The sequence below is a fragment of the Rhodococcus sp. BP-160 genome (genome assembly GCF_019836205.1).
Classification (GTDB): Bacteria; Actinomycetota; Actinomycetes; order Mycobacteriales; family Mycobacteriaceae; genus Rhodococcoides.
This window is the reverse complement of record NZ_JABUEK010000003.1, coordinates 743,714-758,699: the sequence shown is the minus strand read 5'-3', so window position 1 is coordinate 758,699 and position 14,986 is coordinate 743,714. Positions and strand designations below refer to the sequence as shown.

Genomic DNA, 14,986 nt, shown 5'->3' with positions numbered 1-14,986 from the left:
GGGTGGTCGGGTACGTCCGAATTCAGCCTACGTGTGTCGGCGGGGCAGCGGCGGAGCCCGACGTGCCGGCCGTTGCCCGGAACCAGTGCAGGATCTCCTCGCTCGCAGCACCGCCGGACCGTTCGGTGACCACGAGCCCGGGGGCGTCCCACTGCAGCAGTTCCAGTTCACCGTGCCGCGGACGGATGGCGGCGGTCGCGGCACGAAGCATCTCCGCGTCGAGGGCGCCGTCCCCGGCGGCGAGCACCGGGGCGTCGGCCTCCAGAGTTCCCGCGTTCACGCACCGTCGGCGCACCTCGGCGACGGCATGCGACTTGCACACCGCGTCGGGCATCGCATAGACCTTGCGGCCCTGCCGGGACACGCCCCAGCCGCGCTCGGTGCACCAGTGTGCGAACTCGTCGACGAAATCCTCGGGCATCGTCTCCACGTTCACGACGAGGTAGCAGAACAGATCGTCCGCCGTCCGCTGCGTGAGCACCCACGAGTCGTCGCCCCGCCGTGTCATCTCCGCGGTCACCTCCGCGAGCGGCACCGCGGATCCGGCGACGGCGTCCTCGACGGCGCGGCGCCAGTCGAGATCCGGCTCACCGTCGACGAGGATGGTGGCCCCGTTGGTCGTGATCGCGTGCCGCCAGGGTGCTCCCGGCAGGGCGATGCGTCGGAACTGCTCGACGGTGCGCGTCGTGGTCGGCACCACCACCACCTCGGACGCGAGGCTGGTGAGCAGGTCCGCGGCGCGTGCGGTCATGTACGACAGCGGCGCACCCTCGTAGTACTCGACGCAGCGCACGTCGTCGTCGTGTCCGTCCGTGCGACCCTCCGCCAAGGCGGCGGCGCTGTAGATCATCGTGCGGTCGAGATCGGTCGCGACCAGTGCGGTCCTCGCCTCGGTCACGAGACGTCCCGGACGAGACCCATGCAGGAGTAGGCGAGATCGGGAACGACGTCCACGGGCACGCCCCTCGCCTCGGCGAGCATCCGGATGTGGCGGTGCTCCGGCGCCTGCGCGTCGCGCACGAGAACGCGCCACGGGACCCGGCGGAGCAGCACGCGGGTGGTCTCTCCCACTCCGGGTTTGACGAAGTTGACCGTGCTGATGCCGTACTCCTCCCGTACACGCTCGACCGAGGCCCAGCCACTCCACGTCGGTGTCCGGTCGGCGGACCGTACCGTCGACAGTCCCTCTGCCACGGCGTCCGCGACATCGTCGAATCTGGCGGACACGCTGTCCAGCAACAGGTTCGACACATCCACCGCGGCGAGGTCGGCGTAGAACTTGGCGCCGTGGAACTCACCGGGCCCGATGAGCGTGTCGTTGAGCACGGTGCGGGAGATCAGGCCCGACACCGTCGAGTTGAGGCATGCCGACGCGATGAGGAAGTCGTCGCGGGTGCCGTAGGTGGTCACACAGTGCCCGGGGTCCGCCAGTACCGCGAGCCGGTCGTCGAAGCGGGGGCCTCCCGCCCGGTGCACCGCGTCGAGGGCGGCGGTCAATTCCCGAGTGATGGCGCCCTTGCCGGTCCACCCGTCCACGAAGACGACGTCGGCCGGGTCGTGGTGACGGGCGAGATGATCCAGTGCGGCCGAGTCGATTCCGCGATCGCGCACGATGGACACGGCGTAGTGCGGCCACGTCAGACCGCGCACGTCCCGCGCCCAGCGGCGCATCAGGATGCCGATGGGGGTGCCGGCGCGGGCGAGAGAGGCGAGCACCAGGTTCTCACCGCGCTCGGCGATCACCAGATCGGTGACGATGCCGACCGCGGTGGCGAGGCGCGTCGCGCTCTCCTCCAGGACGGTGGCGAACAGGTCGCGGTAGGCGGCATCGGGTTGATACTCGACGGGCAGGCTCTCGGCATAGTGCGCTGCGCCCGACTGGATCTGCTGCTCCCGCGACGCGGTGTCCGCCTCCAGCGAGACGTGCGAGAGATCCTTCAGGAGCCAGGACACCTCGTCCGCCGCGTAGGACCCGAACGCCGGACCGTGCAGCGGTGCCGTCATCGAGACTCCGTCCGCAGCGAGTGCGGATCCGCCGCCACCACGGCGACGGTGACGTCGATACCGGTGCGGGTGAGGGCGTCCACGAGACCGTCCGGACCCGTCAACGCCTCGGTGTCCGCGGGCGGATCCACGACGAGAAGAACGGGGCTCGGCGCCGCCTCGTCCGGTACCCGAGCGTTGTAGAGATGACGTCGGCCACCAGCCGCGGGTTCCGGTGCGACGAACGAGAAGCCCCGTCGCAGCGGGTATCCCGGCTCGTCGAGCACATGAGCGGGTGAGCGGGTGGTGGTCTGGAACAGTGTCGGCGTTCCGCGGTCCGACAGTGCGCGGGCGATGCGGAGCGGGAGGTACATCAGTTCCTCGTGCCCGATCACGACGGTGGTGCCCGAGCCGAGGTGCGGTCGCAGCAGATCGGCCGACTCCTCGACCGCGGCGTCGAAGGCGGCGACGTCCTCGGCCCGAAAACCGTGGCGACCGCCGTCGGGCACTCCGGCCGGCCAGGGCACGTCGACCCTGGTGACGGTCCCTCGGTGGGGAGCATCCACCGGTGCAGACGCAGCGGGTAGCGCTTCCACGACGGCGATGATGTCGTCGGGCAGATGCACGGTGCCTGTCGCGAGCGACACCGAGTCGATGACCACCCCGAGTTCCGCAGCGACGCGGTCGGTCTCGCGGCGCTGATCCGCCGAGCGCATGTCGACGAGCGAGGCGATCACGTAGCGCGCCCGCGGCGCGAGTGCGTGCACCGCGCGAATGGCACCGAGGGCCGTCGTTCCCGTGGAGATCTCGTCGTCGACCAGGACCATCGGGAGGTAAGAGGGCAGGTCGCGCTCCGGATCGGTGGGTAGGAGGCGATGATCCGTCGCGTGCGAGTGGCCCTCCTCGAACTCACCGTGCACGGCGAATCCCTCGACGGGTCGACGGGTCGAGTGGATGTAGGACCGTGCGCCGAGGCGCGTCGCCACGCAGTGGCCGAGTCCCGTCGCGGTCTCGGCGAATCCGAGTACCACCACGCCGTCGTCGTGCCCGGCGAGCACGTCGGCGCACAGGGAGCCCAGGAGCTCACCTGCTCGGATCACCTCGGCCGGGTCCTGCGGGATGTGTTTGCCCAGAACGGTCGACACCAGCAGGTGTGCCCGGCGCGGGTTGCGCCGCAGCCCCGGCTGCACCAGGTCGCCCACCCGCCGGCCCACCGACGAGGTGCCGTGCTCGAGGACGAGCCCCAGTTCCGCTGTCGCCCAGGGCAGTCGACGGTCCATCGCGCGGCTCATCGTGCAGTGCCGGTCGTGAACGCGGGACGCCTGGCCAGTGCCTGCATCACGTCGACGAACGACACACCCTCGGCGGTGACGCCGAAGACGGCGGCCCGGCGCAGCGTCTGCTCGGCCCACGGCCGGTGCGGGCCGAGTTCGTTCATCTTGTTGCCGTAGCCGGAGGCGAGGACGCCGCCTCCGCCGGAGGACGACGCAATGGCCTGTGCATCCTGATACTCCTCGTGGGTGACCACCGACAGCGAGTGCACGGCGGCGACGTGGGACGGGTGGATGACGGTCTTGCCGTGCAGCCCGTTGGCACGGTCGAGCGCGACCTCACGGAGCAGACCGTCGATGTCGCGGCTGACCAGCTGCTGGCGGAAGCGGACGGCGTCGTGCTCGGCGAAGGGCGTGGCTCGCAGCATCGGGCGGAACAGCCGCTCGTGGTCGGCGAAGTACTCCCAGACCGGGCCGGTGACGACGAAACCCGTTCCGTCACTGCGCCCGAGGTGGTTGACGATGGCGCCGATGGTGTCCGCGACCACCCGCACGTCGTAGATCGTCAGGTCGCGGTCACGTCGGATCCCGAAGGCGCCGCTCATGTCGGTGGCACCGACTCGCACCGCCAGGACGCTGTCGCGGTATCGGTCGAGCACGTCACGTGCACCGGCCAACTCGTCGTCACGGGTCTCCCGGTAGACCATCTCGCGGGACTCCATCACGGGCATGACCACCAGGTGTCTGCCCGCGGCGGCCGACCGAGCGGCCACCTCCTCGAGAAACTTCTCGCCGCTCTCCGGCCGGAACTTGGGAAGAACGAAGCCGTGCAGGACGTCGATGCCGGTGGTGAGACGGTCGCAGACGTGGTGCATGTCCTCCGCCGTGCGGACGCGGACGAAGACGGCGGCCTCGGGCGGATCGACGGCGAGTGCGTCCAGCGCGGCGACGACGTGTCCGCGCGCCGCTTCGAGGTCGGCGTCGGCAACGGCGTCCTCGAGATCGAGCACGACGGACCGGGAGCCCTCGGCCGCGCGCTTGCGTACCGTCTCCACCAGGTTCGCCCTGGTGGCCGGGACGTAGAGCGTGGCGCCCAGGGCGAGCGCCCGCGTCGTGAGGTCGCTCTCCGCGGTCACGGCGACGGGCGGGCGGTGGAACAGGTACTCGAGTGTGGCGGGTTCCAGGTGAGAGAAGTGCTGCACTGCAACCCCTTTCGTATCAGGTCCGACTCTGTCGGCCGCGGATGCGGTCGACCACACCGGAGATGAAGTCCTCGACGGAATCGAGTTCGCGCAGGTACGCCCAGTAGTCGGGTCGGCCCGTTCCGAGTGCCGCGGCGGCCCTCTCGATCCGTGCGAGCTGAGCATCCAACACCGAGCCCCATTCGGCAACCAGTCCCCGGTCGACGGCCAGCAGCTGCGCGTCGCGCAGCCGGAACCGGACGCGGCGATCCACGGCCCCGGGGTCGTCCCGCACCTCGCGCAGGCGTGCCAGGCGTCCGGTGACGGCCTCGATGTCCGCCTCCGCGTCGGCCAGATGCTGCCGTGCGGCGGTGATCCGGTCGAGTGCCTCCTCCGGATCGCCTCGGTCGCGTGCGGTCGCCGCGTCGTCGATGTCGCGGGCCGCCTCGACCATGTGGGTCTCGCAGTTCTCCCGAGCTCGGGAGAGATCGTCCGAGCTGGCGGCCACGAACTCGCGCAGCAGGGCGGAGTAGGCGGGCGCGATGTACTCGGCCTTGGTGCCGACCGCCTGGAGCCGAGTGCGGACCGATGCCAGGGCGGTGGACGCCGATCCGGCGCGGCCGGGTGCCTCGGCGAGTGCCTGGCGGAGATCGTCCGCGGCGGAGCGCACCTGCGCTGCGCGGCCGGTGACCGCGGTGCCGCTGCCCCCGGATTCCGCCGCCGCGAGACCGTCCAGTGCACGGTGTACCGCGGCGACGGCGTCACGCACGGAGCGATAGGAGTGGTGCGGTTCCGATCCGGTGACGGTCGCCAGCACCGAGGTCGCCGCGGTGCGTGCGTCGTTCGCCAGGCGCGGGACCGCGGCGTACTCGAGCGTCGCGTGCTCGAGCCGTGCCCGGTGCGCCTCGTAGAACTGGTCGACCGCGGCGCTGGCGGCGGAGAGGTGGGCGATGGCGGTGGCGAAGGCGTCGTACGCCTCCTCGCTCGCGTCGGACTCGGGGCGCTCCGTGGCCGCCAGATACGAGGCACCCGCTGCGAAGCACTGCTCCTCCACCGGCCGCCAGCGCGCTCGCAGACTGTCGTCCGACCTGCCCAGTCGTTCCAGCGCGTCGACCCCCGCGGACGCGATCGACTGACGCTTGTCCATGTCGAGGAAGGTCCGGACCGTGTCGGCCCGGATGGCGGCGACCGCCTCGGTGCGCGCCCGGCCGCGGCTCAGGCGCCCGGGCCAGCGGTGTGTCACCCGCCCGATGGTACTGGCGGCGCCGTTCTCGGACGCGCCGGCGATCTCGAGTCGCACCGGCTCGCGGGAACGCTGGTGCGATGCCACACGTTGAGGGTAAGAACGCGAGTGGACCGCAGTTTCCATTACGCAACCGGTAGCACGCAACCGAAAGGACTCGAGCCATGGGCGTCAGCCTGACCAAGGGTGGCAATGTCTCCCTCACGAAAGCCGCACCGAACCTCACGGCCGTCTCGGTGGGTCTCGGATGGGACATCCGCACGACCACCGGCACCGACTTCGACCTCGATGCCAGCGCCATCGCGCTCGGTACGGACAAGAAGGTGGTCAGCGACCAGCACTTCGTGTTCTTCAACAACCTGAAGAGCCCCGACGGGTCGATCGAACACACCGGTGACAACACCACCGGTGAGGGCGACGGCGACGACGAGGTCATCAACGTCGAGCTCTCCGCCGTGCCGCCGAACATCGACACCATCAACTTCCCGGTGTCCATCTACGAGGCCGACGCACGCTCGCAGTCGTTCGGCCAGGTCCGCAACGCCTACATCCGCGTCGTCGACAAGTCCAACGGCACCGAACTCGCCCGCTACGACCTCAGCGAGGACGCCTCGACGGAGACCGCCATGGTGTTCGGCGAGCTCTACCGCAACGGTGCGGAGTGGAAGTTCCGCGCCGTGGGCCAGGGCTACGCCTCCGGTCTGGCCGGCATCGCCCGCGACTTCGGAGTGAACGTCTGACCCCTGTGAAGGAGTAATGTCCCGCTCGACGGGGCATTCGGTCCGAGTACCGGAGAGTGTTGCGCGTCGTCCTCGTCGGACGGCGCTGCGACACTCTCCGTTGCATGTCGGGGCAACGACGCCCCGTTGCCGGAGCCCGCAGGGATCGACACCAGAGAAAGGCCACCACCCGTGGTTCTACGCATCTTCGGATGGTCGTTCGCGATCACCGCGCTCGCCATCGTGGTGGCCTTCATCTACGGGAGCTGGCAGGCCGTCGCTCTCGTCGTGATCCTCGGCATCCTCGAGGTGTCGCTGTCCTTCGACAACGCGGTCATCAACGCGACGGTCCTGCGCCGGATGAGCGAGTTCTGGCAGAAGATCTTCCTCACCATCGGCATCATCATCGCCGTCTTCGGTATGCGGCTGGTCTTCCCGCTGGTCATCGTCTGGGCCGCGTCCGGCCTGGGCCCCGTGGCGGCGCTCCGTCTCGCGCTCAACCCGCCCGCGGACGACGCCGCCTACTTCCCCGACGGCAGCCCGTCGTACGAGACGCTGATCACCGACGCGCATCCGCAGATCGCCGCGTTCGGTGGCATGTTCCTGCTCATGCTGTTCCTCGGCTTCATCTTCGAGGAGCGCGAGCACACCTGGCTCTCGTGGATCGAGAAGCCGCTGGCCAAGGCCGGCAAGCTCGACATGATGTCCGTGATCGTCGCCGGCATCCTGCTGGTTCTCGCGGCCGAGTTCATGGCGGAGGACGACAAGATCTCCACGGTCATGGTGTCCGGCGTGCTGGGCATGGTCACCTACATCGCGGTGAACGGCCTCGGCAATCTGTTCCACGTCCCCGGTGAAGACGAGGAGGAGGAGACCTCCGGCGGGCCGTCGGACCTCGCGAAGGCGACCGGCAAGGCCGGCTTCTTCCTGTTCCTCTACCTCGAGGTCCTCGACGCGTCCTTCAGCTTCGACGGCGTCATCGGCGCGTTCGCCATCACCGCCGACCCCATCATCATCGCCCTGGGCCTCGGCTTCATCGGTGCGATGTTCGTGCGGTCGCTCACGGTCTATCTGGTGCGCAAGGGCACGCTCGACGACTACGTGTACCTCGAGCACGGCGCCCACTGGGCCATCGGCGCACTGTCGATCATCCTGCTGGTCTCGATCGGCGTGCACATCAACGAGATCATCACCGGACTCGTCGGTGTGGTCCTCATCGGACTGTCGTTCCTGTCCAGCGTGCGCCGTAACCGGCGCCTCGCGGCCGAGGGGCATGCCGACGACGCCAAGGTGCACATCCAGGAATGACGGGCGGACCTCAGAGTTCGTCGATGTCGATCAGGCCGTCCTGCAGGGCCCGCGCGACCAGGGATGCCTTGGTCGGTGCGGGCCGGCCGACGGCCGCGTACTTCTGACGGATCCGCGTCAGGTGGGTGTTCACCGTTCCGAGCGAGAGGAACATGCTGGCCGCGACGGCCGGCTTGGAATCGCAGCGGAACCAGCTGATGAGCACCTCGATCTCACGAACCGTGAGGTTGGGGCGCTGGTAGGTGGTGCTGTCGGTGTGGCCATGCGTGCGAACGGTGGCCGAGCCGTCCTGATCCGGACGGCGCCATGTCGTGGTCGTCACTGGTGTGCCTTTGTTTCTCGTGTCCCTGGTTTCGGTCGAACTGCCGGTTTCTTCAGCAGTCTCTCACCGAACAGTCGGTTTTGTCATCGTTCCCCGGAGAATGACTCGTCACGAACTCTGCCGGACGAGTGCACACATTCTGTAAAAGGCGCAGGTCGACGGACGGCTCAGCTGTCGATGCGGCTGCGCAGAACGTCCCGGGCCGCCGGCCATTCGTCGTCGGTCATCGAGAACAGCGCCGTGGTGCGCCACGTTCCGTCGACGCGGCGACGATGCTTGCGCAGCAATCCCTCGAAGTGTGCGCCGAGCTTGCCGATCGCCGCGCGGGACTGCTCGTTCAGTGCGTCGGTGTGCCACTCCACGCGCACCACGTCGGCGGAGCCGAAGGCGTGCTCGAGCAGAAGGAACTTCGATTCGGGGTTGATCCTGGTTCCCTGGGCCGAGCGCGAGAGCCAGGTGTATCCGATGGCGACGCTCCGGTTCGAGGCGTCGATCTGGTAGTAGGACGTCGTGCCGACCGCGACGCCGGTACGCGCGTCCCGCTGCAGGAACGCCCGCCGCGCCGTGTCCGCGAGGGCGGTGTCGATGTACGCGCGGGCGGTCGTGTCGTCGGACACGACGGATCCGGTCCAGCGGAAGATCGCGGGGTCGTCCGCGGCCGCCGCGAGCGCGCCCGCGTGATCGGGCGTCAGCGGCTCGAGGTGCACGTGCTCGCCGAGCAGGGGGACGGGATCGAACGGCGTGCTCACACGGGTACCTCCGCTTCGGCGTCGGTCCGGCGGCGCGGGGACCGGGTGGGACGGGCGTCGAGAGTGCGGCGACGGGACCGTGCGAACAGGACGACGAGAACGACCAGCAGCACGGCGCGCACCCACACCCCGAACACCACGACGTTCTCCTCGGTGGTCGCGTCACTGCCACTCGACAACGCGGCGAAGTACCGGAAGACGCCGACACCGAGTACGACGTCGGTGATCAGGTAAGCCGTCACCACGTGCCAGGGAACGTGCAGCAGGACGAAGAACGGGACGAGCCACAGCGTGTACTGCGGTGAGTGCACCTTGTGGAACAGAAGGAACGCCACGAGCATCACCGCGCTGGTCTGCACCCAGGGGTAGGTGCCCTCCGCGAGACGTCGACGCCAGCCGAACCACAGCGCGGCGGCGAACGACACCAGCACCAGCAACGGCGAGAGCACCGAGACCAGGCTCTGGTACGCCTGGTCGTTGGCGGCGCTCATGTCCGGCGTCGCCGACGGCACGTCGTAGAGGATCCGCAGTCCCCAGTACCAGATCGAGTTGGTCGTGATGTCGGCCTGCCGCATGCCCTGGAAGGCGAACGACGCCCGCCATCCGTCGTAGCCGAGGATCGCGAAGGGCAGGTTGACGGCGGCCACCACGGCAGCGGCGACGGCGATCACTCCGGCTGCCCCGCGCACGTCGAGTCGGCGCGGCGACCGGCGTGCGGACACGGGGGACTCCACCCCGCCCACGCCCCCGGCCAGGACGTACGACGCGAGCGGGAGAACGAAGGCGCCCGGATAGAGCTTGAGGCAGAAGCCCACCGCCAGGAGTGCCGACGCAAGATACGCCCGACGTCGGAGCGGCATGCGGGTGGACATCACGTACACGGCGCCGACGGTCGTCGCCACCACGGGGAGTTCCCAGTTGTGGAACGCGTAGAGAACCAGCGCGGGGCCGGCCGACCAGAGCAGCGCGACGCGGCCGCCGAGGCGTCCGAGCATCCAGGCGGTCACCGCGCCGAACGGTGCGAGCAGGAGCGCCGAGTAGAGGAGGAACTGGGCGTCGGTGTGGCTCGCCAGACCGCCGACCCACATGAGAAGTCCGCTGAGCACCGGGTACTCGACGGTTCCGCCGGTGAGTGTGCCGTCGGCGGAGATACCGCCGGTCAGGTAGGGGAACAGGTGCTGATCGATGCCGCGGTCGAGCCACAGGAACTGGATGTCGGAGTAGCAGACGGACGAGTCCTTGATGCGGTCGAACGCCAGACTGCGTCCGGTCTCGTCGAAGGGTGCTCCCGCGCACCGCGCCTTGTTGACGTAGCCGAGCACCATCGTGATCACCGAGATCGCGGTGACGGCGGCCGCCGTGGCGACCCCGGCGCGGCCGGAGATCGTCGCGCGGCCGGTGGTCATGAGGACAAGAGTAGGTGCCCCGGACCTCGCGCCGTGCTGTCCGCACCGTCGATCCGCCGATTTCGTGGTGAGCCGCGGTCCAGGTACCCTGGACCGGTTGCTGACGCAACGACCCTCCTGTCACGGATCGTCCGTGACCGTTTCACAGTCCATAGGAGGTGATGAGGTCTTATGCGTCATTACGAACTGATGGTCATCCTCGACCCCAATCTCGACGAGCGCACGGTCGCCCCGTCGCTGGATACGTTCCTGAACGTCATCCGCAAGGACGGCGGCAAGGTCGACAAGGTCGACGTGTGGGGAAAGCGCCGTCTCGCCTACGAGATCGAGAAGCACGCCGAAGGCATCTACGCGGTGATCGACATCAACGCGGAGCCCGCCACGGTGTCGGAGCTCGATCGCCAGCTCGGCCTGAACGAATCGGTGCTGCGCACCAAGGTTCTGCGCCGCGGCAAGTGATCCCTCGTGTCACCGTCTCGCCCTAGGCTGACGGCAACCGAGAAGATCATGCGCTGACAAGGCACGAGAAAGAGGAATCATGGCAGGCGAAACCGTCATCACCGTCGTCGGGAACCTGACGGCCGATCCCGAACTCCGATTCACCCCCGCAGGTGCAGCGGTCGCGAACTTCACCGTCGCGTCCACGCCCCGCACGTTCGATCGTCAGTCCAACGAATGGAAGGACGGCGACGCACTCTTCATGCGCTGCAACATCTGGCGCGAGGCTGCGGAGAACGTCGCGGAGTCGCTCACCCGCGGTGCGCGAGTCGTCGTGACGGGTCGGTTGCGGCAGCGTTCCTACGAGACGCGTGAAGGCGAGAAGCGCACTGTCGTCGAACTCGAGGTCGACGAGGTCGGTCCCTCCCTGCGGTACGCGACGGCCAAGGTCAACAAGGTCAGTCGTGGCAGCGGCGGAGGCGGCGGCAACAGCGGCGGCGGGTTCGGTGGTTCCTCCGGTGGATCGGGTGGCTCGTCGAGCCGTTCGTCCGGTGGCAGCTCGGGCGGTGACGATCCGTGGGGCAGTGCCCCGCAGGCATCGGGATCGTTCGGTGGCTCCCGTGGCGGCGGCGACGACGAACCGCCGTTCTGATCCGGTACGCACCACACATGCAGTGAATCAAGATTCGGAGATTGTCCATGCCTAAACCGCCGTTGCGCGACAAGGTGATCAAGAAGAAGGTCTGTGCCTTCTGCAAGGAAAAGAACACGTCCATCGACTACAAGGACACGACGTTGCTGCGTAAGTACGTCAGCGACCGCGGCAAGATCCGCGCTCGTCGTGTCACCGGCAACTGCGTCCAGCACCAGCGGGACATCGCCATCGCAGTCAAGAACTCGCGTGAGGTAGCACTGCTGCCCTACGCCGCGACTGCGCGATAAGGGGAAAGGTAACCATGAAGCTCATCCTCACCGCTGATGTCGACAACCTCGGCGCACCCGGAGACACCGTCGAGGTCAAGGACGGCTACGGACGTAACTTCCTGCTGCCCCGTGGACTGGCCATTGCGGCCACCCGCGGAGCACAGAAGCAGGTCGAGGGCATCCGTCGTGCCCAGGAAGCTCGCGCCGTGCGCGGGCTGGACCATGCCAACGAGCTCAAGCAGGCCATCGAGGGCCTGACGTCCGTGACGCTGTCGGTGCGAACCGGCGGCTCGGGCAAGCTCTTCGGTGCGGTCACCGCAGCCGACGTCGCCGCTGCCGTCAAGAGCGCCGGTGGCCCGGTGCTCGACAAGCGCAGCATCGAACTGCCGAAGTCGCACGTGAAGTCCACCGGAACGCACCGCATCACCGTGGCGCTGCACCCCGATGTGACGGCGTCGTTCGACCTCGAGGTCTCCGCCTCGTAAGCATCACCGACACGCAGTACCGAATGCCCCGGCCGATTCTCGGCCGGGGCATTCTGCGTTTGCGTTCGTTCTTTTCCTGCCTGTCTCGGCCGTCCTCCGGCGTGGGCGAGGTGGTGATTTTGTACGCGGTGAGTGTTTCCGGGTGGGTCCACTGGCACCGTCCCCAAACCTCGGAGCAGACGCGGCCCGAGCACCGTCCGACGCCGAGGGTGCGCCGAAACCTTTACGTACTCTTCGAGATGTCTTGACCAACGATGCGCCCCGAGGAGAGACCGGGCGTTCTGCACCGACGAAACCGCACAGACCCACACCATCCGTGTCCGCCTGGAGGCTTCACCGTGACTGCACAACTCGATCGCTCGTCCCCCGCCGAACCACCCGTACCCGCCCCGAGCCCCACACCGCGCGACCGGCTGGCGAGCGTCGCCCGGTACGACGTGCCCGCGTCTCTCGTGGTGTTCCTGGTGGCGGTACCGCTCTCCATCGGAATCGCGGTGGCCTCCGGCGCTCCCGTCATGGCGGGCCTCATCGCGGCCGTCATCGGCGGCATCCTCGCCGGTGCGCTGGGTGGGTCCCCGCTGCAGGTGAGCGGGCCGGCCGCCGGCCTGACCGTGGTGGTGGCCGAGTTGGTGAACCAGTTCGGTTGGCGCATCACGTGTCTCATCACGGTGTTCGCCGGTGTGCTGCAGGTGGTGCTGGGTCTGAGCCGTATCGCCCGCCAGGCGCTCGCCATCTCGCCGGTGGTGGTGCACGCGATGCTGGCCGGTATCGGTATCACCATCGCGCTGCAGCAGATCCACGTGCTGCTCGGTGGGGAGAGCCGGAGTTCCGCCGTCGCCAACATCACGTCTCTGCCTTCGTCGATCCTGAACGCCGAGGCGGCGCCGGTCGCCATCGGCGGCGTGGTCGTTGCGCTGATGCTGCTGTGGCCGCGCATCACCGGCCCACTCGGTAAGGTCCCCGGCCCGCTGGTGGCCGTGGTCGCGGGAACCGGTCTCTCACTGGCCTTCTCGATGAACGTCGAACGAATCGATCTGCCCGGCAACCTGATCGAGGCCGTGGAATTGCCCGCATTCCCGGAAGGGCAGTGGGCAGCGTTCGCGACCGGTGTGCTGACCATCGCGTTGATAGCGAGCGTCGAGAGTCTGCTCTCCGCCGTCGCCATCGACAAGATGCACTCGGGCAGACGCACCAACTTCGATCGCGAACTCATGGGTCAGGGCGCCGCCAACATGGTGTCCGGTGTCGCCGGCGGACTGCCCGTCACCGGCGTCATCGTGCGCAGCGCCACCAACGTCCGATCCGGCGCCCGATCCCCCGCTTCGGCTGTGCTGCACGGTGTCTGGGTTCTCATCTTCTCGGTCCTGTTCATCGGTGTGGTCGAGCTGGTCCCCTACGCCGCACTGGCAGGTCTGCTCGTCATGATCGGTGTGCAGCTGGTCAAGCTCGCGGACATCCGCTCGGCGACGAAGACCGGCGACGTGGTGGTGTACGCGGCGACGGTCGTCGGTGTCGTCACCCTCAATCTGCTCGAGGGTGTGCTGATCGGGCTCGCCATCTCCGTCCTGCTGGTGTTGCGCCGCGTGCTGTGGGCACGGGTGCGTGCCGAGCAGCTCACCGAGGACTCCTGGCGCGTCGTGGTGGAGGGATCGCTCAGCTTCCTGTCGCTTCCTCGCGTCACGCGGGTGCTGCAGTCCGTTCCTGCCGGCCGATCCGTGACGATCGAGCTGACCGTCGACTTCCTCGACCACGCGGTGTACGACGCGCTGCACGAGTGGACGAAGCAGTACGAGGCGACGGGCGGCACCGTCGTCGTCGACGAGGTCGGAGCCGTGGACATGGCGTCGGCCACGGCCGGGCCACCGAGACGCATGCCCCACATGCTGTCCGCGCGCACGTTCATGCCGTGGTCGCAGTGGCAGACCGTCGACAGCCACTCCGGGCCGTTCACCGCCGATGCCGTCACCCCGGCGGCGCTCCGGCCGGTCCTGGCCGGTGTCGAGGAATACCATCGTCGCAGCGCGTCGTCCATGCGCCCGCACCTCGAGAAGCTGAGCGAGTTCCAGGACCCGGACACGTTCTTCCTGAGTTGTGTCGACTCGCGCGTGCTGCCGAACACGATCACCAGCGCCGGACCCGGAGACCTCTTCACCGTCCGCAACATGGGCAATCTGATCCCGGTCGGTGATCCGGACACGTCGCTCGAGGCCGCTCTGGAGTACGGCGTGAACACGCTCGCCATCAGTTCCGTCGTGGTCTGCGGCCACTCCGGCTGTGGAGCCATGCGGGGGCTGCTCGCGGACGCCCACGACGCCGACGGGGTGGTGGGTGAGTGGCTCTCGCACGGCCGGGCGAGCCTCAGTGCGTTCCGGAGTGGCCACCCCGTCGCGCGGGATGCCGCGGAGCTGGGGTTCTCCGAGATCGACCAGCTCGCCATGGTGAACGTGGCAGTACAACTGCAGACCCTGTCGCGTCACGCCGTGGTGGGCAAGGCGGTCGCCGAGGGGAGGCTCAAGGTGGTCGGACTCTTCTTCGACATTCCCACGGCGCGGGTCGTGCTCGTCGACGCGGCCTCGGTCACCGAGCTCGATCAGGAGCCTGCGCAGAACTGACCAGGGCTCCACGGGGCGCCGCGATGCACTACATCGCGGCGCCCCGTCGCGTGTCCGGCGGCTGTTATCCGGACCGGATCAGAATCACTCGGCGGTTTCACCGGCGGGACCGACATGTGACCCAGGTCATGTTGATAACTCCAGCCACGGAGACCTGACACGCCCGACATGTCAAGTCGGCAGGACACGCCGAGTGCGGATTCATCCACAGAGAGAAAAATTGAGAAATCGCCCTGACGTGCACTGATGGGCTGTGTGATCTTGTTGCTGCACAGGTTCTGCACAGGTGGTCAACACGACTCGCCTGCGTTGTCCACACCCCGTCCACAGATTGCTCAACAGGCC

General features: G+C 68.3%; 15 protein-coding genes. 7 read left to right on the top strand and 8 right to left on the bottom strand.

All coding sequences use genetic code 11. From position 1 onward, the window contains the following. Positions 1-22 precede the first annotated feature (22 nt). Genes HQ306_RS15490 through HQ306_RS15470 form a run of 5 tightly spaced genes read right to left on the bottom strand, consistent with a single transcriptional unit; the run spans position 23 to position 5,765 of the window. On the bottom strand, positions 23-850 hold the full coding sequence (locus HQ306_RS15490) for an HAD family hydrolase (RefSeq protein WP_222632684.1): 828 nt from the start codon (positions 848-850) through the stop codon (positions 23-25). Positions 851-894: 44 nt separating this feature from the next. Continuing rightward, entirely contained in the window at positions 895-2,004 is a 1,110-nt protein-coding gene (locus HQ306_RS15485; RefSeq protein WP_222632413.1) for a cysteine protease StiP family protein, read from the bottom strand. After that, positions 2,001-3,263, bottom strand: a complete 1,263-nt coding sequence (locus HQ306_RS15480; protein ID WP_261769907.1) for a phosphoribosyltransferase family protein — start codon at positions 3,261-3,263, stop codon at positions 2,001-2,003. Before HQ306_RS15480 ends, HQ306_RS15485 begins: the two co-directional genes overlap by 4 nt. An 8-nt stretch (positions 3,264-3,271) precedes the next feature. Further along, positions 3,272-4,456, bottom strand: a complete 1,185-nt coding sequence (locus tag HQ306_RS15475) for an HpcH/HpaI aldolase/citrate lyase family protein (RefSeq protein ID WP_222632408.1) — start codon at positions 4,454-4,456, stop codon at positions 3,272-3,274. A 16-nt stretch (positions 4,457-4,472) separates the two neighbouring features. Further along, positions 4,473-5,765, bottom strand: coding sequence for a hypothetical protein (locus HQ306_RS15470; RefSeq protein WP_056440935.1), 1,293 nt, complete (start codon positions 5,763-5,765; stop codon positions 4,473-4,475). Between the two features lie 77 nt (positions 5,766-5,842). Between HQ306_RS15470 and HQ306_RS15465 the strand changes: the two genes are divergently transcribed. Further along, a complete protein-coding gene (locus HQ306_RS15465) occupies positions 5,843-6,418 on the top strand; it encodes a TerD family protein (protein WP_027506015.1) in 576 nt (191 codons plus the stop codon). Between the two features lie 171 nt (positions 6,419-6,589). Continuing rightward, positions 6,590-7,705 carry a DUF475 domain-containing protein gene (locus tag HQ306_RS15460; protein WP_027506016.1) on the top strand — a complete coding sequence of 372 codons (1,116 nt, stop codon included), beginning with the start codon at positions 6,590-6,592 and terminating at the stop codon, positions 7,703-7,705. Positions 7,706-7,715: 10 nt separating this feature from the next. Here HQ306_RS15460 and HQ306_RS15455 read toward each other — a convergent pair whose 3' ends face one another. The 3 genes from HQ306_RS15455 to HQ306_RS15445 form a co-directional block, all read right to left on the bottom strand. Continuing rightward, on the bottom strand, positions 7,716-8,027 hold the full coding sequence (locus HQ306_RS15455; protein ID WP_081821310.1) for a LuxR C-terminal-related transcriptional regulator: 312 nt from the start codon (positions 8,025-8,027) through the stop codon (positions 7,716-7,718). Between the two features lie 167 nt (positions 8,028-8,194). After that, a complete protein-coding gene (locus HQ306_RS15450; RefSeq protein WP_222632406.1) occupies positions 8,195-8,776 on the bottom strand; it encodes a GNAT family N-acetyltransferase in 582 nt (193 codons plus the stop codon). Continuing rightward, positions 8,773-10,182: a glycosyltransferase 87 family protein gene (locus HQ306_RS15445; RefSeq protein ID WP_056440943.1), complete on the bottom strand. Its 1,410-nt coding sequence runs from the start codon at positions 10,180-10,182 to the stop codon at positions 8,773-8,775. The genes HQ306_RS15450 and HQ306_RS15445 overlap by 4 nt, the downstream gene beginning before the upstream one ends. Positions 10,183-10,353: 171 nt before the next feature. Between HQ306_RS15445 and rpsF the strand changes: the two genes are divergently transcribed. The 5 genes from rpsF (at position 10,354) to HQ306_RS15420 (ending at position 14,641) form a co-directional block, all read left to right on the top strand. Next, positions 10,354-10,641 (top strand): 30S ribosomal protein S6, encoded by a 288-nt coding sequence (gene rpsF / locus HQ306_RS15440; RefSeq protein WP_027506019.1) that lies wholly within the window; start codon positions 10,354-10,356, stop codon positions 10,639-10,641. Positions 10,642-10,720: 79 nt separating this feature from the next. Further along, entirely contained in the window at positions 10,721-11,272 is a 552-nt protein-coding gene (locus tag HQ306_RS15435) for a single-stranded DNA-binding protein (protein WP_027506020.1), read from the top strand. Between the two features lie 47 nt (positions 11,273-11,319). Further along, a complete protein-coding gene (rpsR, locus tag HQ306_RS15430; protein WP_027506021.1) occupies positions 11,320-11,562 on the top strand; it encodes a 30S ribosomal protein S18 in 243 nt (80 codons plus the stop codon). 14 nt (positions 11,563-11,576) lie between these two features. Next, positions 11,577-12,029, top strand: a complete 453-nt coding sequence (gene rplI, locus HQ306_RS15425) for a 50S ribosomal protein L9 (RefSeq protein WP_222632404.1) — start codon at positions 11,577-11,579, stop codon at positions 12,027-12,029. Positions 12,030-12,367: 338 nt separating this feature from the next. After that, positions 12,368-14,641 (top strand): SulP family inorganic anion transporter, encoded by a 2,274-nt coding sequence (locus HQ306_RS15420; RefSeq protein ID WP_374197745.1) that lies wholly within the window; start codon positions 12,368-12,370, stop codon positions 14,639-14,641. The last annotated feature ends 345 nt before the right edge of the window (positions 14,642-14,986 follow it).